At 35.8% G+C, this 22,979-nt stretch carries 26 protein-coding genes and 1 tRNA gene; 12 read left to right on the plus strand and 15 right to left on the minus strand.

Features of this window, described 5'->3' with window-relative positions; translation table 11 throughout:
* The first annotated feature begins 117 nt into the window (after positions 1 to 117).
* The 3 genes from KORDIASMS9_RS11555 (at position 118) to KORDIASMS9_RS11565 (ending at position 3,962) form a co-directional block, all read left to right on the plus strand.
* Positions 118 to 996, plus strand: coding sequence for a gliding motility-associated C-terminal domain-containing protein (locus KORDIASMS9_RS11555; RefSeq protein ID WP_114902989.1), 879 nt, complete (start codon positions 118 to 120; stop codon positions 994 to 996).
* Between the two features lie 72 nt (positions 997 to 1,068).
* A complete protein-coding gene (locus tag KORDIASMS9_RS11560; RefSeq protein ID WP_114902990.1) occupies positions 1,069 to 2,004 on the plus strand; it encodes a type IX secretion system membrane protein PorP/SprF in 936 nt (311 codons plus the stop codon).
* An 8-nt stretch (positions 2,005 to 2,012) separates the two neighbouring features.
* The gene (locus KORDIASMS9_RS11565) at positions 2,013 to 3,962 is read left to right on the plus strand and encodes an OmpA family protein (protein WP_371412766.1); all 1,950 of its coding nucleotides are present in this window, start codon (positions 2,013 to 2,015) and stop codon (positions 3,960 to 3,962) included.
* A 306-nt stretch (positions 3,963 to 4,268) separates the two neighbouring features.
* On the opposite strand, the gene KORDIASMS9_RS23250 is transcribed toward KORDIASMS9_RS11565, so the two are convergent.
* Positions 4,269 to 4,424, minus strand: coding sequence for a hypothetical protein (locus KORDIASMS9_RS23250; protein ID WP_162819900.1), 156 nt, complete (start codon positions 4,422 to 4,424; stop codon positions 4,269 to 4,271).
* A 323-nt stretch (positions 4,425 to 4,747) separates the two neighbouring features.
* Positions 4,748 to 6,790 (minus strand): T9SS type A sorting domain-containing protein, encoded by a 2,043-nt coding sequence (locus KORDIASMS9_RS11570; protein WP_114902992.1) that lies wholly within the window; start codon positions 6,788 to 6,790, stop codon positions 4,748 to 4,750.
* A gap of 244 nt (positions 6,791 to 7,034) precedes the next feature.
* On the opposite strand from KORDIASMS9_RS11570, the gene idi reads away from it, so the two are divergent.
* From idi to KORDIASMS9_RS11610, 8 genes are all read left to right on the plus strand, one after another.
* Positions 7,035 to 7,553: an isopentenyl-diphosphate Delta-isomerase gene (idi, locus tag KORDIASMS9_RS11575; RefSeq protein ID WP_114902993.1), complete on the plus strand. Its 519-nt coding sequence runs from the start codon at positions 7,035 to 7,037 to the stop codon at positions 7,551 to 7,553.
* Between the two features lie 3 nt (positions 7,554 to 7,556).
* A complete protein-coding gene (locus tag KORDIASMS9_RS11580; RefSeq protein ID WP_114902994.1) occupies positions 7,557 to 7,967 on the plus strand; it encodes a 6-carboxytetrahydropterin synthase in 411 nt (136 codons plus the stop codon).
* 7 nt (positions 7,968 to 7,974) lie between these two features.
* Positions 7,975 to 8,949 (plus strand): type I phosphomannose isomerase catalytic subunit, encoded by a 975-nt coding sequence (locus KORDIASMS9_RS11585; RefSeq protein WP_114902995.1) that lies wholly within the window; start codon positions 7,975 to 7,977, stop codon positions 8,947 to 8,949.
* A 165-nt stretch (positions 8,950 to 9,114) separates the two neighbouring features.
* Entirely contained in the window at positions 9,115 to 9,381 is a 267-nt protein-coding gene (locus KORDIASMS9_RS11590; protein WP_114902996.1) for a hypothetical protein, read from the plus strand.
* A gap of 57 nt (positions 9,382 to 9,438) precedes the next feature.
* Positions 9,439 to 9,512, plus strand: a tRNA-Thr gene (locus tag KORDIASMS9_RS11595).
* A gap of 209 nt (positions 9,513 to 9,721) precedes the next feature.
* The gene (locus KORDIASMS9_RS11600) at positions 9,722 to 10,957 is read left to right on the plus strand and encodes a DEAD/DEAH box helicase (protein ID WP_114902997.1); all 1,236 of its coding nucleotides are present in this window, start codon (positions 9,722 to 9,724) and stop codon (positions 10,955 to 10,957) included.
* 180 nt (positions 10,958 to 11,137) lie between these two features.
* On the plus strand, positions 11,138 to 11,878 hold the full coding sequence (locus tag KORDIASMS9_RS11605) for a phosphodiester glycosidase family protein (RefSeq protein ID WP_114902998.1): 741 nt from the start codon (positions 11,138 to 11,140) through the stop codon (positions 11,876 to 11,878).
* An 81-nt stretch (positions 11,879 to 11,959) separates the two neighbouring features.
* A complete protein-coding gene (locus KORDIASMS9_RS11610; protein WP_114902999.1) occupies positions 11,960 to 12,313 on the plus strand; it encodes a hypothetical protein in 354 nt (117 codons plus the stop codon).
* A 110-nt stretch (positions 12,314 to 12,423) separates the two neighbouring features.
* Here KORDIASMS9_RS11610 and KORDIASMS9_RS11615 read toward each other — a convergent pair whose 3' ends face one another.
* Positions 12,424 to 13,452 carry a hypothetical protein gene (locus KORDIASMS9_RS11615; protein ID WP_114903000.1) on the minus strand — a complete coding sequence of 343 codons (1,029 nt, stop codon included), beginning with the start codon at positions 13,450 to 13,452 and terminating at the stop codon, positions 12,424 to 12,426.
* A 257-nt stretch (positions 13,453 to 13,709) separates the two neighbouring features.
* Between KORDIASMS9_RS11615 and KORDIASMS9_RS11620 the strand changes: the two genes are divergently transcribed.
* Positions 13,710 to 14,033, plus strand: a complete 324-nt coding sequence (locus KORDIASMS9_RS11620) for a hypothetical protein (protein ID WP_114903001.1) — start codon at positions 13,710 to 13,712, stop codon at positions 14,031 to 14,033.
* Positions 14,034 to 14,150: 117 nt separating this feature from the next.
* On the opposite strand, the gene KORDIASMS9_RS11625 is transcribed toward KORDIASMS9_RS11620, so the two are convergent.
* From KORDIASMS9_RS11625 to KORDIASMS9_RS11680, 12 genes are all read right to left on the minus strand, one after another.
* A complete protein-coding gene (locus KORDIASMS9_RS11625; RefSeq protein WP_114903002.1) occupies positions 14,151 to 14,870 on the minus strand; it encodes a DUF4369 domain-containing protein in 720 nt (239 codons plus the stop codon).
* Positions 14,871 to 15,067: 197 nt separating this feature from the next.
* Positions 15,068 to 16,288 (minus strand): DUF819 domain-containing protein, encoded by a 1,221-nt coding sequence (locus KORDIASMS9_RS11630; protein ID WP_371412771.1) that lies wholly within the window; start codon positions 16,286 to 16,288, stop codon positions 15,068 to 15,070.
* Between the two features lie 696 nt (positions 16,289 to 16,984).
* Positions 16,985 to 17,173: an Arc family DNA-binding protein gene (locus KORDIASMS9_RS11635; RefSeq protein WP_114903003.1), complete on the minus strand. Its 189-nt coding sequence runs from the start codon at positions 17,171 to 17,173 to the stop codon at positions 16,985 to 16,987.
* 105 nt (positions 17,174 to 17,278) lie between these two features.
* The gene (locus KORDIASMS9_RS11640; protein ID WP_162819901.1) at positions 17,279 to 17,818 is read right to left on the minus strand and encodes a DUF1648 domain-containing protein; all 540 of its coding nucleotides are present in this window, start codon (positions 17,816 to 17,818) and stop codon (positions 17,279 to 17,281) included.
* Positions 17,796 to 17,960: a DUF4177 domain-containing protein gene (locus KORDIASMS9_RS11645; protein ID WP_114903005.1), complete on the minus strand. Its 165-nt coding sequence runs from the start codon at positions 17,958 to 17,960 to the stop codon at positions 17,796 to 17,798. The genes KORDIASMS9_RS11640 and KORDIASMS9_RS11645 overlap by 23 nt, the downstream gene beginning before the upstream one ends.
* Before the next feature lie 23 nt (positions 17,961 to 17,983).
* Positions 17,984 to 18,160, minus strand: a complete 177-nt coding sequence (locus tag KORDIASMS9_RS23715) for a hypothetical protein (RefSeq protein WP_205318058.1) — start codon at positions 18,158 to 18,160, stop codon at positions 17,984 to 17,986.
* Positions 18,161 to 18,166: 6 nt separating this feature from the next.
* Complete coding sequence (locus KORDIASMS9_RS11650; protein WP_114903006.1) at positions 18,167 to 19,027, minus strand: SPFH domain-containing protein; 861 nt, start codon at positions 19,025 to 19,027, stop codon at positions 18,167 to 18,169.
* An 833-nt stretch (positions 19,028 to 19,860) separates the two neighbouring features.
* Entirely contained in the window at positions 19,861 to 21,387 is a 1,527-nt protein-coding gene (locus KORDIASMS9_RS11660; RefSeq protein ID WP_114903008.1) for a bifunctional GNAT family N-acetyltransferase/carbon-nitrogen hydrolase family protein, read from the minus strand.
* A 41-nt stretch (positions 21,388 to 21,428) separates the two neighbouring features.
* The gene (locus KORDIASMS9_RS11665) at positions 21,429 to 21,845 is read right to left on the minus strand and encodes a VOC family protein (RefSeq protein ID WP_114903009.1); all 417 of its coding nucleotides are present in this window, start codon (positions 21,843 to 21,845) and stop codon (positions 21,429 to 21,431) included.
* Positions 21,811 to 22,212, minus strand: a complete 402-nt coding sequence (locus KORDIASMS9_RS11670) for an NUDIX hydrolase (RefSeq protein WP_162819902.1) — start codon at positions 22,210 to 22,212, stop codon at positions 21,811 to 21,813. The genes KORDIASMS9_RS11665 and KORDIASMS9_RS11670 overlap by 35 nt, the downstream gene beginning before the upstream one ends.
* Before the next feature lie 141 nt (positions 22,213 to 22,353).
* Entirely contained in the window at positions 22,354 to 22,623 is a 270-nt protein-coding gene (locus tag KORDIASMS9_RS11675; protein WP_114903011.1) for a hypothetical protein, read from the minus strand.
* A gap of 30 nt (positions 22,624 to 22,653) precedes the next feature.
* Positions 22,654 to 22,974 (minus strand): hypothetical protein, encoded by a 321-nt coding sequence (locus KORDIASMS9_RS11680; protein WP_114903012.1) that lies wholly within the window; start codon positions 22,972 to 22,974, stop codon positions 22,654 to 22,656.
* Positions 22,975 to 22,979: the final 5 nt, after the last annotated feature.

Below are 22,979 nucleotides of genomic sequence, written 5' to 3' on the forward strand. Positions count from 1 at the left end.
GATACAGACGGAGACGGAATTCCAGATTTCTTAGATATTGATAGTGACGACGACGGAATTATTGATACGATAGAAGCGGGTAACGATCCAACAAATCCAGTAGATAGTGACGGAGACATGATTCCAGATTATCTAGATCAAGATAGTGACGACGACGGAATCTTAGATAACGTTGAAGGTCAAACAACTGACGGATATATTCCACCAAGTGGAAACGATGTAGACGGTAATGGATTGGATGATGCATATGAAGTATCGCCAGGATCAGGAGAAGGAATTGATCCAGTGAATACGGACGGAACAGATAATCCAGATTATATAGATACCGATAGTGATAATGATGGAGCGTTAGATATTGTGGAAGGTCATGACTATAATGGTGATGGTATTCCAGATACAATGCCATCAGGAAATGATGCTGATAACGACGGTGTAGATGATGCATTTGATGGAGACACAACAGGATATGGCGATCCAAATGGACTAGCTGTAGACGATCCAACGGATGACTTACCTGATACAGACGGAACTGAAGATCAAGATTATCGTGATGACGATGACGACGGTGACGGTCTTCCAACTGAAGATGAAAACCCTGATCCAAATGGAGATGGAGACAACAGTGATGCTACCGATGCAAACGCAAATGATATTCCAGATTATCTAGAGCCAAACAACGCATCCGTATCAGAAGATGACTTGGAAATCTTTAATGCAGTAACGCCAAATGGAGATGGAGATAACGACGTATTTACCATTAGAAATATTGAATTATTCCCAGACAACCAAGTACGTATCTATAACAGATGGGGAGTTCTTGTGTACGAAACACGCGGATATGGTCAAAATGACAACTACTTTAGAGGTATCTCTAACGGTCGCGTTACCATTCAGAAGAACAAACTGTTACCAGTAGGAACCTATTATTACGTTGTTGACTATGTAGTGAATGGTAATACCAAGAGTAGAGCCGGTTACTTATACATACAACGATAAACAAGACAAGCGAACATACGATTTCGGTAGTATGTTCGCTATAACTAATAAACAAAAACATAGCATACTATAATGAGAAATAAAATCATCATCATCATAGTCTTATTGAGCACTGTTTTTTCAGTAGAAAGCTACGGACAGCAGGACGCTCAGTATACGCAGTACATGTACAACACCATCAGTATCAATCCGGCCTATGCAGGATCAAGAGGTGCGCTAAGCATCGCAGGATTACATCGTTCGCAATGGGTTGGTCTAGAAGGTGCGCCAACAACACAAACACTTAACCTGCACACACCCATGGGTAAAAAGGGAAAAGTGGGACTTGGTGTCTCTATTATAAATGATCAACTGGGACCTACGGATGAAACCTATTTCGATATTGATTTCTCATATACAATCAATACCTCGGAAAATGGAAAACTTTCTTTTGGTGTAAAAGCGGGTGGACATTTATTAGATGTATGTTTTGATTGTTTAAATCAGTACAATCCTGATGATGTTTTATTACAAGCTAATATTGATAATAAATTTTCTCCAAATGTCGGAGCTGGAATTTACTATCGAAACTCTGAAAAATGGTATGTGGGACTATCAGCGCCTAACTTACTTGAAACAAAACACTTTGATGAATCCTCCTTATCAACAGCCAAAGAACGTATCAACCTTTACTTAATTGGTGGGTATGTTTTTGATATGAGTGATAGCGTAAAATTTAAACCAGCCGTGCTTTTTAAAGCAGTATCTGGAGCGCCTTTACAGGCAGATTTATCAGCGAACTTCCTAATCAATGAAAAAGTAACACTTGGAGCCGCCTACCGATGGAGCGCTGCTTTTAGTGGATTGGTTGGATTGCAACTATCAGATAGCTTTATGGTCGGCTTTGCCTATGATCGTGAAACTACTGAACTAGGAAATACTCAGTTTAATGACGGCTCGTACGAAGTCTTTTTGCGCTTCGAACTGTTTAACAGCCGTGATAAAATTATTTCACCAAGATTCTTCTAAAACGAACCATGATGACACGAACAAAATATCTCATATACACTGTCTTATCTTTATGCGTCTTTTTTGGGTATGCCCAAGAACGAAAACTCAACAAAGCAGACAAAAAGTACGATAGCTATGCTTTCATCAATGCCATAGAAATCTATGAAGAAGTTGCGGAAGAAGGGTACAAATCAAAAGAACTCTTTGAAAAACTAGGAAATGCCTATTACTTCAATGCTGACTTAATCAACGCTTCCAAATGGTATGGCGAATTGTTCAGTCTTGGGGAAGAAGTAGCACCTGAATATTATTTCCGGTATGCTCAAGCCTTAAAAGCTGAAAAGCGTTATGCGGAATCAGACAAAAAAATGCAAGAATTCAACAAACTTACAGGAAGCGATATTCGCGGAACAAAGTTTGTCAATACACGAAATTATTTAGACGAAATTGCAGAATTATCAGGTCGTTATCGCATTGAAAACTTAGGCGTAAATTCTCCATATTCAGACTTTGCACCTTCATTCTATCTGGAAAATAACTTAGTGTTTTCTTCAGCAAGAGATACAGGTGTGGCACAACGTTACAAACACAAATGGAATGCGCGCCCATTCTTAGACTTATACGGAGCGGAAGTAGCGGACAACGGAAGTTTGGCTAATGTTGATAAATTCTCAGGCAAACTGAATACCAAATACCACGAATCTACCACCGTGTTTACCAAAGATGGAAACACCATGTATTTTACGCGTAACAACTATTACAAAGGCAAATACAAAAAGGACAGAAAAGGGATTAACAAACTGAAAATATTCAGAGCAACACGCGAAGACAATCGTTGGGCAAATGTAGAAGAATTACCATTCAACAGTGATTTGTACTCCGTGGCACATCCTGCGTTAAGCGTTGACGAGAAAAAACTCTATTTCGCTTCAGATATGCCAGGTTCGGTAGGACAATCCGATTTATATGTGGTTGATATTAATGAAGACGGATCGTTTGGCGAACCAAAAAACTTAGGAAAAGGCATCAATACAGAAGCTAGAGAAAACTTCCCATTTGTGAGTCAAGACAACGAATTGTATTTTGCTTCAGACGGTCATGTAGGCTTGGGTGGATTGGACATTTTTGTGATGCGTTTAGACGATGAAGAACAAATAATTTATAACGTTGGTGAACCCGTAAACAGTTCCGTAGACGACTTTTCATTCATCATCAATACAAAAACAGGAAAAGGGTATTTTGCGTCCAATCGTGATGGTGGACAAGGTGATGATGATATCTATTCATTCTTAGAAATGAAACCAATTCAATGGTCGTGCGAGCAGGAAATCGTAGGAGTTACGAAAGACAACAAAACAAACGAACTCCTAACAGGTGCGCAAGTAAAACTGTTTGATAACGACAACAAAGAACTTGAAAATACCTATAGCGACGAACAAGGAAAGTTCAGATTTAAAGCCATGTTAGCATGTAACGAAGTATACTTTGTAAGAGCTTCCAAAAAAGATTACAATTCGGCAGAAGCCTTTATGCCAAAACAAGAAGAAGCAGGATTGCGCTCGGTTGTTTTACTGTTAGAAAAGGAAGAAGTACCATTTAAAGTGGGAGACGATTTAGCGAAAATTTTAAACATTCCAATTATTTATTTTGACTTTGACAAATCGAATATTCGTCCAGACGCTGCTGCAGAATTAGAAAAAGTAGTGGCTGTAATGAAAAAATACCCAACAGTTAAAATTGACGTACGTTCGCATACAGATAGTCGTGGTAGCGATCCATACAACATGGCATTATCTCAACGAAGAAACAAATCGACACGCGAATACATTGTTTCTAGAGGAATTGATGTCAGTCGTTTAACAGGTCAAGGATACGGAGAAACGCGTCATGTGAACAAATGTAGCAATGGTGTAAAATGTAGCGAAGAAGAACATCAACTCAACCGACGAAGTGAATTCATCGTTGTAGAAAGATAAAACAAAAAACCTCCGCTAAAATCGGAGGTTTTAAATTTTAAATCATCCCCAAAGGAGAAAATTTTCAGGCTTTTAACTGTAAAATTAAATGTTTATAAAGTAGCAAAAGGGCGAGTTTATAAAGTAATACCAATTCTACTTTAAGATGCAACAAATAAGCTCGTTCATTCAGCACTCTATTTCCTTGCTACTATTTTCTGTAGCTAAGGCTATGCAAAACATTCGCAGCGTTCTATAATGCCAAAGCAACTTCGCTTCTTATAGAAAAATTGGTATAAAATCTATAAAGATTCTCTTTTTTTAAACTTAATCAGTGGTATCACAAAGATCACTATAGCAAATACCAACGCACGATTTAACAATAGTTAACGTTATTTTTCCACCTCCTGTTATTTGATTAGACTTAAAATTTGAAACAGCTCTTTTGTTTAATTGTAATGAATTTAAATGTTGTTTTTTCATAATAAAAAGTTTTATAAATTAATTATGATAAAGCTAGATCAAAACAACATTAGTAAAATCATGCAAAATGTAGTATTTCTTCAAAAGATTACAAACAATTTATTATTTCTACGTTTGAATAGAATTCGTGTAAACTTTTAAGATGTAAAGTGGTATCATACCATTTAACTATAAAATGCAGCATATAGGCTCGTTCATTTGGTATCTTAGTTCCTTGCGAATACGTTCCGTAGCTACTGCTATGCAAAGCATTCGCGGCGTTCTATGATGCCAAAGCAACTTCGTCTCTAAAGTCACTTTTTATAATCAAATTGGTATAAGCATCAATTCTTCAACATTTTAATGACTTGCTTTTTTTGATTATTGGTAATTTCAACAAAATAAATACCTGTTTCGAAATTTGAAGCTGGAATTTTAATTTCTTTATTTGCTACTGCAGAAATAGCTAAAAGCAGCTTTCCTTGAATACTGAAAATTTTAATAGTTTGTATATTTTGTGTTGATTGGATATGAATAATATCCTCCACAGGATTTGGATACATCACAATTCCTAAATCAGATGTCACTTCAGGAGTAGCCAATACTTGAAATTCATTAATTTGTATCAAATCAATGGCTGTGTCACTATCAAATGGACTAGAAACCCCAGATTTTCCTGTAAATCGCAGTCTAATTTCACCAGAAAAAGCACTTAAATCAACAAGTGAACTTCCCCAAGGATCGCTACTAGCGGTTTGTTGTGGTCCAGTGACAACATGTACATCGTTTGTCCAACTTCCATTATGAAATACATCTACGTTTAGTGAACCTATGTTTGAGCCATACATATAATAATAAAACTTCAAGGCAGGATTTGTCAAACCAGACACATCTATAAAAGGCGAATACATCGTAGAAACTCCTGGAGCAATTTGAAAAGAATTACCGCCTTCAATAATGGATGATTCTATATGAAAATAGTGAGTGCCTTCGTACGGTTGTATAGGTCCTGTACCATTACTAGGAGTTCCTCCACCATCACTTACAATATCCCATCGGTAGCTGTGTGTATTGTATGCGTTGGTTTTCCAACAATTTTCTATCCTTCCTCTGGTCGTTCCAGTATGTGATTCAACATCTTCTGTCCAAGGTGCCACAAACGAACACACAGTTTCAAAACTAGCATGTACAGCAGTACTATCATTCATTCCAGGCGTGGCTCCACATACCGCTTTTACATACACATCATATGCTGTGCCTGTGGTGAGTCCTGTAAGTGTATAAGAAGCTTGAGAAGTTTGCATAACAGTTCCTGTGCCAGGCGTAAAACCAAGTGGACCATATTCAACTTCCCAGTTGGTTTCAATATTACCAGCATTCCATGAAATATTGGCAGTTTCTTTCGTAATTTCATCAAAAGGAAGCGTCATATTTTTTGGTGTTGGACAGGCAGGTGCCTCTTTTACTTCAATATTATCAATTCCTGTAAATTGCCCATTTGTATAATCGCCACCATACCAGCCAACCCAATCAATATCAAGATAGGCAAATCGGACTTTAATCACACCGCTATAGCCATTCAACAGAATGGTTTTCTTTTTCCAAGAATCACTTATTTCTAATTGTCTTTCTTCTTCCGTCATTGTATACACATCTTCAACCCAAGCGCCATTATGATAAATATCAACAGATATAGGACCTTGAAAGCGTCCATATACATGATAATCAAAACTCAATTCCGCTAAACCTACAGTACTAATATCTATATCAGGAGTCACTAAATAGAGCTTGCTGAAAAAATTAACATAGGTTGTAGGAGAAAAGGCGTTAGTTCCACTTGTAGCTGCTGGTGCATTTGAATAGGTTGTCAAATCAACAATTCCAAAAGTAGAAAATAGATCAGGTTGGTCGTCTACGCCAATTGCATAAAACTCTAAACAATCTAAATTACCTTGTGGGAATAGTGTTTCGGGAAAACCTTCCGCATTTTCAGCGTAAGGAAGTGACGGATTATTAACAGTATACTCAAACTGAATCATCACTTCATCATTAGAAGCATCGGTGTCACCTGGTAAATCTGTCCAAACTCGTAATGTATTCAATCCATCAACAGGACTAATTTCTGGTACAAAAATAGAAGAATCAATTCCAGATAAAAATAACATATCCTGTTGCACTATAGCATTATTATTTAATTGATAATAGCAGGAGACCATTCCATAATAGCCACCACTATAATCTGGCCTGGCAATAACTTTAAATGTATCTGTAGTATTTCCACAACTCAAATTTACATCAGGAGAAAGAATTTCAAGAAATCCTGCATTTTGAGAAGAAACAAACAAAGGGAAATACAATAAAAAGAGTAGGAAGTATTTTTTTTTCATAGATAATAGTTGGTTGTTAATGCAATATAAGTCAACAAGATACTATAAAAAATCGTATTATATATTTCTTTTAAGATTTGTGAAGGATACTTTTTTTTGATAAAAAGTAATTCCTAAAATTTTTTGAAATATGCTAAAAAGCACACAATCCTATCAAAACCTTATGTTAAATTTAACTAAAAGTTAGGAAATAAGACAAAATTACACTCTAGCTATTTCGTAAATTTGTAGACTAACTGAACTTATGACACAAGAAAACGTAATCCTAGTAAATGAAAACGACGAACAAATCGGCGTCATGGAGAAAATAGAAGCACATGAAAAAGCACTGCTTCACCGAGCTTTCTCCGTATTTATCCTCAATGACAAAGGCGAATTGATGTTGCAACAACGCGCATTACACAAATACCATTCTCCAGGTTTGTGGACCAATACCTGTTGCAGTCACCAACGTGAAGGTGAAAGTAACATAAGCGCAGGTAAACGAAGATTGCAAGAAGAAATGGGATTTGTTACGGAACTTGCGGAAGCAGTTTCGTTCATATACAAAGCAGCTTTTGACAACGGATTAACAGAGCATGAATACGATCATGTGATGACAGGAACTTTTAACGGAGCACCTACCATCAATCCAGATGAAGTGGCTTCGTGGAAGTGGATGGATGTGCAAGCAGTAAAAGATGATATTGCTCAAAATCCGGACGTGTATACAGCTTGGTTCAAAATTATATTTGAAAAATTTTACAAACACATAAAAAGTTGATACATGAAAGTAACCGTAAGCAGAAGAGCACACTTTAACGCAGCACACCGATTGTATCGACCAGATTGGAGCGATGCTAAAAACAATGAAATCTTTGGAAAATGTAACAATCCAAACTATCACGGACACAATTACGAAATGATTGTCAGTGTAAAAGGTCCGATAGATCCTGAAACAGGATATGTGATGGATGTGAAAGTCTTAAAAGATCTTATAAAGTCAGAAGTGGAAAATGCTTTTGATCACAAAAACCTAAATTTGGACGTTCCAGAATTCAAAAACCTAAATCCCACTGCGGAAAATATTGTTGTTGTCATATGGAACAAACTGCGAAAACATATAGAAACGACGTTAGAATTAGAAGTCGTCTTGTATGAAACACCCAGAAATTTTGTGAAATACACAGGAGAATAACAATACTATGAAACTACATCCCTTAAAATTTGAGCCAATTTACAAAGAACGTATTTGGGGCGGTGACAAATTACGTGCACAGCTCAACAAAAATGTATCTGGAAATTTCATCGGCGAAAGTTGGGAACTATCGGATGTAGCAGGAGAACCTTCCGTTGTGGCAGAAGGAACATTAAAAGGAAAAACGCTACAAGAACTCAGCGAAACCTATCAAGCTGAATTGCTAGGCAATAAAGTGTATGAACAGTTTGGAACAAAATTTCCGTTACTTATCAAATACATTGACGCTAAACGCGATTTATCGATTCAAGTACATCCCAATGATCAATTAGCAAAAAAACGTCACAATTCGTTCGGAAAAACGGAAATGTGGTATGTAATGCAAGCAGATCCAGGCGCTAAACTCATGGTGGGATTCAATCAAGAAGTCACCAAAGAGCAATACCAAGAACATCTTAAAAACAATACACTCACTGAAATTCTCAACTTTGAAGAAGTCAAAAAAGGCGATGTATACTTTTTGCCTACGGGCAGAATTCATGCCATTGGTGGCGGAATTGTCTTAGCGGAAATTCAACAAACTTCAGACATTACGTACCGTATTTATGATTGGAATCGGGTGGATGCTGAAGGAAACGCGCGCGAATTGCACACAGACTTAGCACTAGACGCTATTGACTACACACTGCATAAAAACTACAAAATACACTATTCAGAAGCACAAAACGAAGTCGCAAACTTGGTAGATTGTCCTTACTTTACCACGAATCTTATTCCCTTTACGGGAGAAATGGTATTAAATCATGACGACAAGGATTCTTTTGTCATATACATGTGTGTAAAAGGGAGTGTTACCTTTGAAACAAATTCAGACAAAGAACCACTCAAATTTGGTGAAACTTTATTAGTTCCTGCAATACTTAAAAATATCAAAATAAGTACTCAAGAAGCTTCCGAACTCTTAGAAGTATATATTGATTAAAACATGTTTTGTCATTCCTGCGAAGGCAGAAATCTATGCCGATTCGAGTTGCTATTTCGAGTCGGGAGACTCGAAACATAAATTTTATTATACATCACAACATTTGTACTATTTATAACAAATAATACACCATTTTACTGTAAATTTGCCAAAAATTAGTACACGATGGCAAATAAAAGAGATTTAAAAAAAGACTTAAACTACGTTTTTGGAGACATCATTGATGCGGCTTTAATATGGCAAGTAGCAAATCCAGAAGCGGATGCTGCTCAAAGCGAAGCAATCATTGACGAATCTATCAAAAGTTTTGATGAATTAATTGCAGAAACTAACCGAAGAGATGTAGAAAATACAAAAGCGCATTTCAAAGGAATTAGACAATCTTTAGAGACAAAAGCAACAGATTTAGTAGCTAAAATAAACGCGCTCTAAAAAAATAAAAAAAAGGTTTGCAAAAAATAAAAAGCTTTTTATATTTGCAACCGCTTTGCCGATGTAGCTCAGCTGGCTAGAGCAGCTGATTTGTAATCAGCAGGTCGTGGGTTCGAGTCCCTCCATCGGCTCAAAGTAAACATGAAAGCAGTAATCGAGATTGATTACTGCTTTTTTTATACTCAAATTTTTTGCTGTATACTGCTACGAATTTTACAGTTTAGCATACGTTCAAAATAAAAAACTTATATTTAAACAATTAGGCTTAGTATTAATAAATTATCAAGAGTAAACAAACCAACAATTAACAAAAACCGATACCAAAAACCCAAAATCCAACATGACCTTCAAAGAACTAAAATTGAACAAACCCATCGTTCGAGCACTATTTGAAAAAGGCTACGAGGAACCTACTTTAGTTCAAGAACGCGCCATTCCAGTCATACTGCACAAAAAAGATATTATTGTTTCTGCGCAGACAGGAACAGGAAAAACCGCTGCGTATGCGTTGCCAATCTTGCAATTACTGTTCGATAAGCAAGATGCACCCAAAAAGGGTAAAAAAATAAAGGCATTAGTCGTGTGTCCTACGCGGGAATTGGCAATTCAGATTGAAGAAAACTTCAAAGTGTACAGTACGTATACTAATTTACGTACAGGCGTTATTTTTGGTGGTGCTTCAATAGAACCGCAAAAAGACATGCTCAAAAAAGGAGTAGATGTTTTAGTCGCTACGCCAGGACGATTGCTCGATTTACACAAACAAGATGTTGTCAATTTAGATTATATAGAAACGCTCGTTTTAGATGAAGCCGATTTAATGTTAGACATGGGATTCATCGATGATGTCAAAAAAATAGAACGGTTATGTCCGGATGAAAAGCAAGTTCTACTGTTTTCTGCAACCATGCCGTACAAAGTAGAACACTTGGCAAATTCCATCTTAAAAGCTCCAGAATACATAGAAGTCGCACCCACTTCATCAACAGTAAAAGGCGTACAGCAGGTATTGTATTACGTGCCAAAACCCAAAAAAATTGAACTGTGTTTGCATTTATTGCGAAACAACATCAAAGGAAGTGTGATAATTTTTAGACGTACCAAATACGGCGTTGACAAGCTTGAAAAAACCTTGTTGCGTAACAATTACAAAGTAGCGAGTATTCACGGAGATAAATCACAGAGTTTGCGACAACAAGCGTTGAACGAATTTAAAAATGGTGAAGTAAATATTTTCATCGCAACGGATGTGGCAGCCAGAGGAATTGACATTAAAAATGTAGATGTAGTGATTAATTTCGACATTCCAAACGTGTCTGAAACTTACGTACATCGCATTGGAAGAACGGCAAGAGCGGGCGCATTAGGAAAGGCACTGTCTTTCTGTTCTGCGGATGAAAAAAACTACATCAAAGACATTCAACAACTCATCAACACAGCAATTTCTGTAGAAGATGAACATCCGTATCCACTTGATCCCAAAGCAAAACCCGAAGTCCACAAAAAGAAAGGAAGCAAACATAAAAAAGGGAGAAAATCTGAAGCTTCCAAAAAGAAGAAAAAACGTTGGTATTAAACGATTTACGATTTACGATTTATGATTTATGATTTACGATTGTAGATGTAATGAATTTTCTTTGTCATTGACTTTGTCGAATCTTCGATTTCCTGTCTGCCACATTGAACTTGTCGAAATGAAGGCAGGAATCCATTTTGATAATTTTTTCATATCTTTTATACCAATTAAAATAGTGACATGATCTTGAAAAAGTTAGCTATAATTCTCTTCATAATTACAATTGGTTTTATCTCTTGCGGAACGCCATCACCCAAAAAACAATACGATACCGATAGAATTCTTGGGTATGAAGTCGATCCGAAAAATGATCAACTTCATTTTTATTGGAAAGACGCACAGGGTACTATCTATGGAAATGCTAAAAATCTAAAAACAAAATTACAGGCAAAAGGGCAAGAACTCATCTTTATGATGAATGGTGGCATGTACAAAAAAGATCAATCGCCACAAGGATTATATATTGAAAATGGCATTGTAAAAGCGCCACTAGACACCACACAAAAAGGGTACGGAAACTTCTATTTGCAACCGAATGGCGTGTGTTATATTACAGAAGAAAATCGCTCCATAATTACAACTACAAAAGCTTTTAAAGGCACCAAAAGTATCAAATATGCCACACAATCTGGGCCAATGTTAGTGATTGATGGAAAACTGCACAATAAATTCACGAGAGGCTCTAAAAATCTCCACATTCGGAATGGAGTAGGTGTATTGCCCAATGGAAATTTGTTATTTGCAATGAGCAAAGAAAAAATCAATTTTTACGATTTTGCGACATTTTTTAAGGAAAACAGTTGTCAAAATGCGCTATATCTTGACGGATTTGTTTCCAGAACGTATTTGCCCACAAAAAACTACCCACAAATGGATGGAAATTTTGGTGTGTTGATTGGTGTTATAAACAACAACAGGTAAATTTTACTATTCTTGTTTTCTTCATAAAAACCGTATCTTAGGGTTTCTAAATACAGTAACATTTTTTTAAAACCAGTACCGATGAAAACCTATATTTTACTTTTTGCAATGCTTTTTGTGTCGCATTCTTATGCGCAGAAAGAAAAAACAATTTTTAAATTAAAGCCTTCACAAAACATGTTGATGACAGGCAAAGGACCTGGACAAGATGGCGCCATCAATCCGTATACAGATAGAAACAGCATTGCGATTGTTGAAAATGTAGGTAAAAACGAATTTTCAATCCGACTGCAATATGAAGGAAAAGTAGTGCGAACTGTGGCATTAGCGGCTGGAAAAACCACGAAAGTTGGATTGCCAAAAGGAAGTCAACTTTATTTTGACACCGAAGCAGAAACTACCGTCAAGCTAGAATTTATAGATGGTTTGAATTAAATTAATAAAAAGAAACTGTTTGAAAAAGTTAGCGTCCTATTGAACTCGATTCAACATCTCATCAAGCTAGTTTTACCTTTTTCAAACAGCTTCTTTTGTATATAATAATGCTACAATTCGTCTTCAAAATGTTTCTGTAAGAAACCTTCAATTTTGTTGACTTCCATTTTTTCTAATTGATGAATTTCTTTCTTCATCGTATCTTTCATTTCTAGTTCTAACGTATCTACAGCCTTAAAAGGAGTTCCGTCAAAATAGCGCGCTTGGGTTCCTGGTCCGGTTGGACTTCCATGATCTGCCTGAATTGAATCTCTCCAACGTTTTGCATGTGTTTCCCATTCGTCCGTATCTACCAATGCAGGTTGGGTAAACCAAACATTCCACGTAAGTGTGTTGCCTTGTTTGAGCATATTTCCAGAAGCCGTATTAAAGGCAAACATGACCAATTCGTTAAACTCATCTACGATTTTATGTCCCGTTTTTTTAATGTCGCCAATTTGTACATCAATATGTCCCACATTCCAAGCTTCGTCTTCATGTCGTGCAAACGCGGGACTTTTAAAGCGCGGCGTTTCTCCCTGACTTACAGGAAATATTGGATGATTTGGATCTTGAAATTTGTGCGTCGCCACTTTAATTGCTTTGGCTTTTGACGTTGGGAAATCGAGTCCGAACTTATTAAAAATATCCCAAGCTTTTTTCACCCATTCTTCTTGCAACGAACTTGGACTGAACCAAATAGTACCTTCCACAGTCATATCCGCATAAAATGTTTTGGTAGTTTCATCTACCCAACCGCGCTGTCCTGTTACGGTCACTTCTACATTCATACAACCAAATGTTGGTGAACACGCGCCTTGTTGTGGACAAATAATGGAATATACGCGTCCTTCATCCGTATAACCAAGTCGGGAAATATAAGGAGAAAACATTTGAAAGCATCGTGAACTTTCATCACCAGGAATAGTTTGCCAGCTAAATTCGGGCCATTTTACACCTTGTTGACGTGTTAACAACTTAATATTATCCATATTGTCTTTCATTTCTAGTGAAGACAAATCGGGAGTTGGATATGCAAATGCAGGATTTGATTGTGCAAATCCGCCTTTCCACCCTGGAGGAATTGGAGTCGTACTCATGGTATTTTAGTTTTAAAATTTATAGATTTCTAAAGTACCGCTTTTACGAAGTTTATAAAAGGGTAGAAGTACGGGAATTTAGGAAGGCTTTCAGATGGGTTTATACGTTCCTTGCTTATTTTAAACGGTATCCCAATTCTACTATAAGATGCAACAAATAAGCTCGTCATTACTCTAAATTGGATCATTTCCCTGTTCGCATCAAAAAAAATGTATCTTTAAGAACTAAACCAAAGAGACATTTAAACGAAACTAATATGAGAAAAATAAGCAACTATTTTGCGGTCTTCATTTTATTATCATTGTTGATAGGATGCGCCGAGAAACCTGAAATTGAAACGTATGGAGCGCATTATCAACAGCATAAAGATTATAAAAGTCTTCAAAAAGTAGTGGAACTTATGAAGTTAGATGTAGATACTACGTATGTGAAAAAGATACTTGGCGAACCTATTGATATGGGATTTGACTACAGATACCTTATCGATTCTATTGGTCCGAAAGGTTGTTCCATAGGCGCAGTATTTCACATTAGCGAAGGCAAAATAGATGATAAATGGCTTGATGAAATTTGTGAATAAATCAACTTAGAAAGCATAAAAAATCCCAACTTGAAAAAGCTGGGATTTTTTAGTTTGTATAGAAGCAGTATGTGACAAACGTCTAAAAATCTAAAAGGACTAAGCAAGTCTAAAAAACTATTTTGTTTCCTCAACTTTACGTTCTTCCAGCAATTTTTTCAACTTTTTACCATACTTCGATGCTGCAATTTTTGGTGTGAGTCGCTTGTAGATTGTATCTAAAAATTTAATATTCGCATCTGAAGTTTCCGTCATCACCACATATGGTGAAATTTCTTTGTTACCATTCGTAATTGCGTAATTGAGAATGTAACGCATGCGACTTTTGGCATAATTGGAAATTTTTTCATTAATTTCTTTCACTTTTTCAGCATCTTCGTCTTTTTGTGCGTCCATGCCATCGCGAAGCAACATCAATTCTTTGGTGTTGTATTTTGTCATAAATTCTTTGAAAGCTTCCAAATCGGCATGATTTTTAGAACCTTTGACTTTCGCATCTTTTACGAATCGGCGTAGTGTAGTATTAAACGTCATTGCGCCAGGTTCCGCAAAAAACTCCACACGATCATTGAAGTCGTTAAAATCTTTTTTGTCCAAATACATGTACAATACTTCTGGTTCTTCAATCGTCGTTGTGAACATAAAACTTGGTTCGTTTCCGTCTACCACAAGTGAATCTAAGTTAATTAGTATAGTGTCTTGTATTTTTTGTAGAAAGATGGTTCCTTCCTTTAAACCATCAACATTTCCTGAAATGGTTAAGTTTCCTTTTTTCGTTTCTTTTCCACAAGCCATAAATCCTAAAACAGTTAGGACAACCAAACATTTTTTGAACATTATATTGAATTTTAAGAGCGCAAATATAGCTAAATTATACCATTTAAACTTTAAAATGCTACGTATAGAAATTGAATTATTTTGATTAGTTAAGACAAAAAACACAGTCTTATACAAAAGCTATGACGCCTATTTTTAACGTAGAAAGATCTACTTAGAATATTGTTGCTGTTTCTTTGATGCTTATTGATATAATTTTAAGGAACGACAACTTTAGAAGCCATTTCCATCAAAATTGTACACAAAATAGCGCCATAGGTTCCCACGACATAGCCAAAGACTGCCAACAACACACCAACCGAAGTCAATGATGGATGAAAAGCAGAAGCCACAATCGGCGCAGAAGCCGCACCACCAACATTTGCCTGACTTCCCACGGCGAGGAAGAAATACGGTGCACGAATGAGTTTTGCTACCAATATTAACAATCCTGCGTGAATCGCCATCCAAACGAGTCCGACCACTAATAATCCTGGATTTTCCAATACTTTTCCTAAGTCCATTTTCATTCCGATAGAAGCAACTAAAATGTAAATAAAAATACTTCCAATTTTACTCGCGCCCGCACCTTCATAATTTTTAGCTTTCGTGTACGATAATAAAATTCCAAACGCTGTGGCAATGGTAATCATCCAAAAGAAAGAAGAACCTAAAAAGGACAACGCGCCATCGTCGTTAGACACAATTTCAAACTGATTTAAGAAACTCGTAATGCTGCCTGCGCCAAAATGCGCCAACGAAACACCACCAAAAGCTAACGCTAGAATAATCATCAATTCTGTCAGCGTAGGATTTCGCTTGATTTTATCTGTAAACTCGGAAACGCGTTCTTTTAAACGTTCAATCGCAGAGGTATCGGCTTTTAATTTTTTGTCAATTTTTTTTGATTTTCCAATTCCTAAGAGTAAAATCGCCATCCATAAATTTGCTACGACAATATCTACTAATACCATGGCGCCATATTTATCCTGACTGTATTCAAAAATTTCTAACATTGCTGCTTGGTTAGCGCCGCCGCCAATCCAACTTCCCGCCAAGGTTGACAATCCACGCCAAACCGCATCAGGACCTGCGCCACCTACAGTTTCTGGTGAAAATACAGAGATGAGTAAAATTGCCAAAGGTCCGCCAATAATGATTCCAACCGTTCCTGTAAAGAACATAATCAACGCTTTTGGACCTAATTTGAATACACCTTTTAAGTCAATACTCAAGGTCATTAATATCAACGCGGCTGGCAATAAGAAGCGACTCGCAATGAAATATGCTTCTGAATATTTATCGGAAATGATGCCAAACGTACTTAAAATTGCAGGCAACATATAGCAAATAAGTAGGGCAGGAACGAATTTATAAAACTTTTTCCAGCCTGTGTTTTTGCTTGATTCTGTAAAGAAAACGAAGCCTAAGAGCAGCATCAAAATTCCAAACACAATTTTGTCACTACTAAAAATAGGTTTTGCGTAAATAATGGTTTTATTTATTTTTTGTTTTTTGAGAGGAATTATAATTGTCTGATTTCCATTGTAAAACGTAGCTTGTGTACATTCAAAAATAGCTGCTGAAAATCCTTTTTTTGGTTGATTGGAAAGTTCAAAAAGTGAAAAGGATTCTACAGTTGTATATTTTTCGTTTCCACGATAGGAAATCGTTGCTTCCGAATCGTTTATGTTAAAAGAAAAAGTACCATTCGCTAGAAACGGTTTGTGGATGTTTTTAATGTCATCAATACTTGCCAACGAATCGTTGACTTTTATTTTTAGATCGAATCCTGAAAACGTAATAGAATCAATTGCAATTTTTGTATTAAAATTTTGTTGTTTACTTTCTTTAGTGTCGATCGTTAGGTTTTGTGAAAACACAGAGAAAGACATGAAGAATAGGAGAAAAGCAATGGCTTTTTTGAACATAATTGGATGGTTTATGTTGCAAAATACCAAAAAATGGAATTATAAGTGTTAAATGTTGGGTTTTTAATGAAAATGGGAGAAGCATTTTTGTGTGAGTTTTGAAAACTCATATAGCGAGATTCGCACAACGATTTTGAAAATGTAAGAGGCTTCTCTTACAAAACTGAATGAACGAATTCACAAAAAAACAGCAAACACGCTGAACTATTCTTCAGGTATTTGCTGCGAACTGTCTGTTCGTTTTTTGGGTGCTCTTTTTGCGTTTTTTAAACTTTGCATCAGCATCCATTCTATTTGTCCATTGGTACTGCGAAATTCGTCTGCAGCCCATTTTTCAATAGCTTTCAGCATTTCTTCATTCAATCTTAATGCAAAGGCTTTCTTTTTTGCCATAATTATTTTTTTGACTCGATAATCGAGATTTGAACATTCTTATGCTTGCGTCAAAATATTTTTTACTTGTTCTTTTTGGCTTTCGCGGACTTTTTCTGGAGTGATTTATTTTGGCGCTTTTTGATTTTTCAACATAAATACAATTAGTACGATTGGCATTGCAACGGAGTATACAATGATTAAATAGGTCATGGCGGATTCCATAAAAAAGTTGTCTCCAAATGACTTTTGAATCATCGCATAACACACATACGCAAGTAATAACAAGGTTAGTAGATTTACGTAGCGCAACATGCGGCTGCTGAGTCGGTAATTGTGTTGCGCATTTTCTTCCGTGATGTTCACCATATAATTATGAATCTGTGGAAACCTTGTCAATACATGCATTCCGACAGTGATGACCGTTGTAATTCCGAGTAAAACCCAAATTAACATTTTATTACCTGTTCCATCCACTTCACCTTTGTAATTGATGTGAGTTGGAATTGTTTCTGGTAACGAACTGTAGGAGATGATCACATACATCCACAAAGCAATTAAAATCGCTGCTGTGGTAGCTTCTAAAATGGTGTCAATTGGTTCTAACTGAATTTTTATTTTTGGTCTGTTTGCATACATTATTTTATCTGTTTTTATTACGTTCAAAGATAACTTGTATAAAACCTTCATGCTTGGTTACTGTATGCAGTTCCCAACCTTGTTTTGCATGATTGTTCAATATTTCTTCCAGTTTTTCACTTCGGTCTTTCCAGCCTAAACTTGGTTTTACGACTTTATATTCTTTCATGATGTATTTTTCAAATTAAAAAGTTATTCAGCGTCATTTTTAAATACGATAAGGCTCAAAATAACGCCGATACAGATTCCAATAAAACTTCCTGTCACGGTTCCCATGGCAACATTTCCAATAACGGCGCCAACTGTAGTTCCAATACTAGTTCCTAAAGCGACACCAATTGCAATGGCTGTGATTTGTTTTTTGTTCATGGTATATTATTGATGTAAGGTTCCTGTATTTACTACGGGAGATGCTTCTTTGTCACCACATAAAATCACTAATAAATTACTGACCATTGCTGCTTTTCGTTCTTCGTCTAAGACGAGCAATTCTTTTTGATTTAATTCATGAAGTGCCATTTCTACCATGCTTACGGCGCCTTCTACAATTTTGTGTCTCGCTGCAACGATGGCAGTTGCCTGTTGTCTTTTTAGCATGGCACTGGCAATTTCTTGTGCGTATGCTAAGTATCCAATTCTAGCTTCTAGGACTTCAATTCCAGCAATGGATAAGCGTTCTTCCAATTCTTTTTCTAGTGCTTCACTGACTTCATTCACACTAGAACGTAGCGTAATATCTTCGTCGTGTCCTTCATCTGCAAAATTATCATACGGATACATACTTGCCAATTTTCGTACAGCGGCATCGGTTTGTACACGTACAAAATGTTCGTAGTTGTCTACATCAAAAGCGGCTTTGTAGGTATTGCTCACACGCCATACTAAAATCGTACTAATCATGATCGGGTTTCCGAGTTTGTCATTTACTTTCAAACGTTCACTATCAAAATTACTGGCGCGCAAAGAGATTTTCTTTTTGGTGTAGAAAGGATTTACCCAATAAAAACCGTTTTGTTTTACCGTTCCGACATATTTACCAAATAATAATAACACGCGCGAACCATTTGGATTTACCATGATAAAGCCAAAAGCAATTAAAAGTGCAGCCACGATTGTAATAATAAATATTGGATTTTTAAGAAGAATCATTGTGGCGATGCTTCCGAAAAATAGGATTAAAAATACAAACAGCATTAAATATCCGTTTGCGGGAATGATAATTTTCTCTTCTTTCATAATGAGGTGTTTTAGATTGATATTAAAATGATATCATAAATATATAAAATTAAATTTATATTTTCCTAATAATCACATAGATTTATTTTTCAAGGTGCTTTTGAAGAAGTATCTTATCTCAGCAATAGTGATAGTTTTGAGCAGAAAAACGAGTTTGGCACACCGTTTGTTTATATGAAAGTGTAACAACGCAAAGACATTTAGTAAAGCTGGTTACTTTCTAAAGAGAGCTTGTTATATTTTTGGTTGGTTAGTTATAAAACACTTCGCGATTGCGGAGTGTTTTTCCTAGTTTATGGGTTTTGCGACGCAATATTCACTTGGGTTTTCAGTTTTCTACAAACCTAAAATCATGCGAATATTCAATTCAATTTTGAAAAATGAATACGATTTGAAAAAATTGAAACTATTTTCAGAGCCTAAATTTTATAGTGCAAAAGGTGATTTATCTATGCGTTGGTTTGTGTATTTTTTGTATCGTGATTCAAAAACAGGAAAAGCTGCAACAATCCTCAAACATCACTAAGAAAAGAAAAATTGCAAGTCAGCAGAAACAATACACTGTTAAAGAATCATTAGAATTTGCTTTATCACAAAAAAGCCCTAGTTGGAAAAAGAAAACTGCTAGGTATTTATGTCACATTACAATAAATTTATCTCTTGGTTAGAAAGTAATGATTTACTAGAAATAAATATCAAAGAGTTAAAAAAGCGTGATGTAACGTTGTTTTTGAATACCATAAAAAAGGCGCAAACTAAAAAAAGAAAAAGAGTTAGGGATTGAACCAGCTATTGTAGCACCTAAGACACGAAATAATTCCTTGGGCTAAAATCTACACTTTCTTCTTCAACTCAAACAAATCTGTTCTTCGGTCTCTTAAATTTTTTACAGCACCAAATTGATTGAGTTCACGAAGTAAATCTATGTCTACATCTGCAATAAGAATCATTTCTGTATTAGGCGTAGCTTCTGCTTTGATTCCGTTGGTTGGAAAGGAAAAATCACAAGGTGTAAATACCATAGATTGTGCAAATTGAATATCCATATTTTGTACTTTGGGTAAGTTGCCAACACTTCCTGCAATGGCAACATAACATTCGTTTTCAATAGCTCTGGCACGCGCACAGTTTCGCACGCGAGAATACCCGTTTTGTGTGTCTGTTAAAAACGGAACAAATAAAATGTCCATTCCTTCATCAGCGAGTAATCGGCTGAGTTCAGGAAATTCTGAATCATAGCAAATTAAGACTCCTATTTTACCACAATCGGTATCAAAGGTTTGCAATTTGTTTCCGCCTTGCATTCCCCATACTTTTGCTTCATCTGGTGTTACATGCAATTTTTCGTAACGCTCCATGTTACCATCGCGCTTGCATAGATATCCAACATTGTACAGTTTGCCATCACGCATTTCTGGCATGCTTCCCGAAATGATATTGATGTTGTAGGATATAGAGAATTCTGAAAATTTTTCAACAATTGCTTTGGTATGTTTTGCAAGTTCACGAATGGCATCGGGCGTAGACATGTGATTGTTCACCGCCATTAATGGAGCATTGAAAAATTCAGGAAACAGTGCAAAATCTGAGCGATATCCTGCCACAGCATCAATAAAAAATTCGGCTTGTTGCATGAGTTCTTCCAAGTCTTTATACGGTCGCATTTGCCATTGAATAAGTCCTAAACGCACTATTTTCTTCTTAGTTGTCGCTTTTTTTGTGGGCTTTTCATAGTAAATGTTGTCCCACTCCATCAGCACAGCAAATTCGTTGGATGCTTTGTCTCCTTTTAAATAGCCTTTTAATACTTTTGTGGGATGGAAATCATTTGAAATTTGAAAGTTCAGCACAGAGTCATTGATTTCTTTGCGCTTTACTTTTTCAATATATTCTTTTGGACTCAGCGTATTTGCATAGTTATGATAATTAGGAATTCTTCCGCCAAAAGCGATGCCTTTTAAATTACGTTTTTCGCATAGTTCTTTTCGATAGTCATACAAACGTCTTCCCAAGCGCAATCCTCGAAATTCAGGTTTTATAAACACATCAATTCCATACAACACGTCACCATCATCTGTATGAGCGTTGAAGGATTTTTGAACAATGTCTTTGTAGGTGTGAGATTCTTCAAACGAATTGTAATCAACAATAATTGACAATGCACAACCAGCCAATTGGCCATTAATTTTAATGACTACTTGTCCTTCTGAAAATTTTGTTATTAAGGTTTCTATTTGTGCTTCTTGCCAATACGATTCAGGCATCGTTTTATACGCCTGAATCATCGCTTCTTTTAGCTCTTGGTAATCATCTAAACTCAAAAAAATGAGTTCGATATTTTCAATATCTTTTGTTTTCATAGCTTTAATTGCATGATTAATTGAACCTTACTAAAGGCAATCTATTTTGCAGTAAAAATTTCATCTTCGTTTTTAAAACTTTTAAATTCTACTTTATATCCATCTGGATCCGTGACAAAAAACGAGATGTGTTCTCCAGCTTTGTCTTCTAAAAAAGTAACTTCAGTAGTGACTTCCATATCCATTGAAAATAACTTTGTGTAGAGTGTACCCCAAGTTTCTGTATCTACAATGACTCCGAAGTGAAATGATGGCAATACTTGTCCGCTTAAACGATAGTTTTTAAAATCGAAGTTAAATGAACCGGCACTGGTAAATGTGAGTTGATTTCCATGCAAATTGATATCTACCCATGTATCTGTACCTCTTCCTTTTGTTGCGCCAAGTTTGTTTACATAAAAGTCTTCTACTTTTTCTATATCTTCACATGGCAATGCTAGATGAAATGCTGCTTTCATAATTAGTTGCTTTCGTTTTCTTTTTATAGTTACTTTTGAAATACTTTTTTACTGCTTTTTTATCTTCTTTATCTAAGAAAGGCAATGCATCTTTCCAGTATACCCAATATACATCTTTAAATTTCTCTGTTTCTATGACTTGAAATGAATTAGTTACAAGTCGAGTCACAAAATGATGTTTTACAATGATGGTTTCTTCTTTTGATCGTACGCTAGACACTAAGTGTGTGAGTCGAAAACGATCAATTGACAAACCAATTTCTTCTGCCGATTCGCGTACCAAACTTTTTTCTAATGACTCTGAACGCTTTTTAACACCGCCAGGAAGCGTTAATCTTTTAATGACACCTACCTTTTCAATAACCAATAAACAATTGTTGTTAACCGCCAGTAAACGAGTTTTATGGATAATTTTCACTTTATACGTATTATTTTGTTTTTGTAAGTTGTCTTAATCAAATAATGATTTTGCAGCTTTTGGATTATCATGAATAAAATGTATAGTTATCTATTTTTCGTCTATTAACTCCAACCCCAACAATTTAAAAATGATAAAATCATCATCATCCAAATCGTTGATTATTTCTTCATAAGTAACCTCAAAGGTTTTATGTAACATAGAACCATCTTGTAGGTTGAATTCGTCTAGTACATTTTTTGAAATTTCTTCAAAAATAATTTTCTCTTCAAAGGAGAAAATGAAGGTGTAATATCCATTACTATAGTTAATAAATACGCCTTCTTCGCTTTTAGTTTGTGGTGTTTCGTAATAGCTCATCATCACATTTTTAATTAACAACTCTGCTTCTTAATAATTGTCCTCATCCATAAATGGTGACTGTACAGCATCTGGATCATCATCGTCATAATCTTCATAATCCCTTTCATCGTAGTTTTCCATAGTCATCTCTAGTTTCACACTTACTTTGACTAAGTATTTGGTGTCTTCAGAGATAACTTCCACAGCTTCAATAGATTCTCCTTTTGCGTTTTTGAACTTTACAATTTGATGATCTTCATATCCAAAAGGATATTTTTCAACTAGCAATCCTAATATTTCTGGCGTTAATTTTTTAAAGTCAACAATCACACGCTTTAAGATGTTTGTTTGTCTTTTGGCTTTTTCCATGATTC

This window comes from Kordia sp. SMS9, assembly GCF_003352465.1.
Lineage (GTDB): Bacteria > Bacteroidota > Bacteroidia > Flavobacteriales > Flavobacteriaceae > Kordia.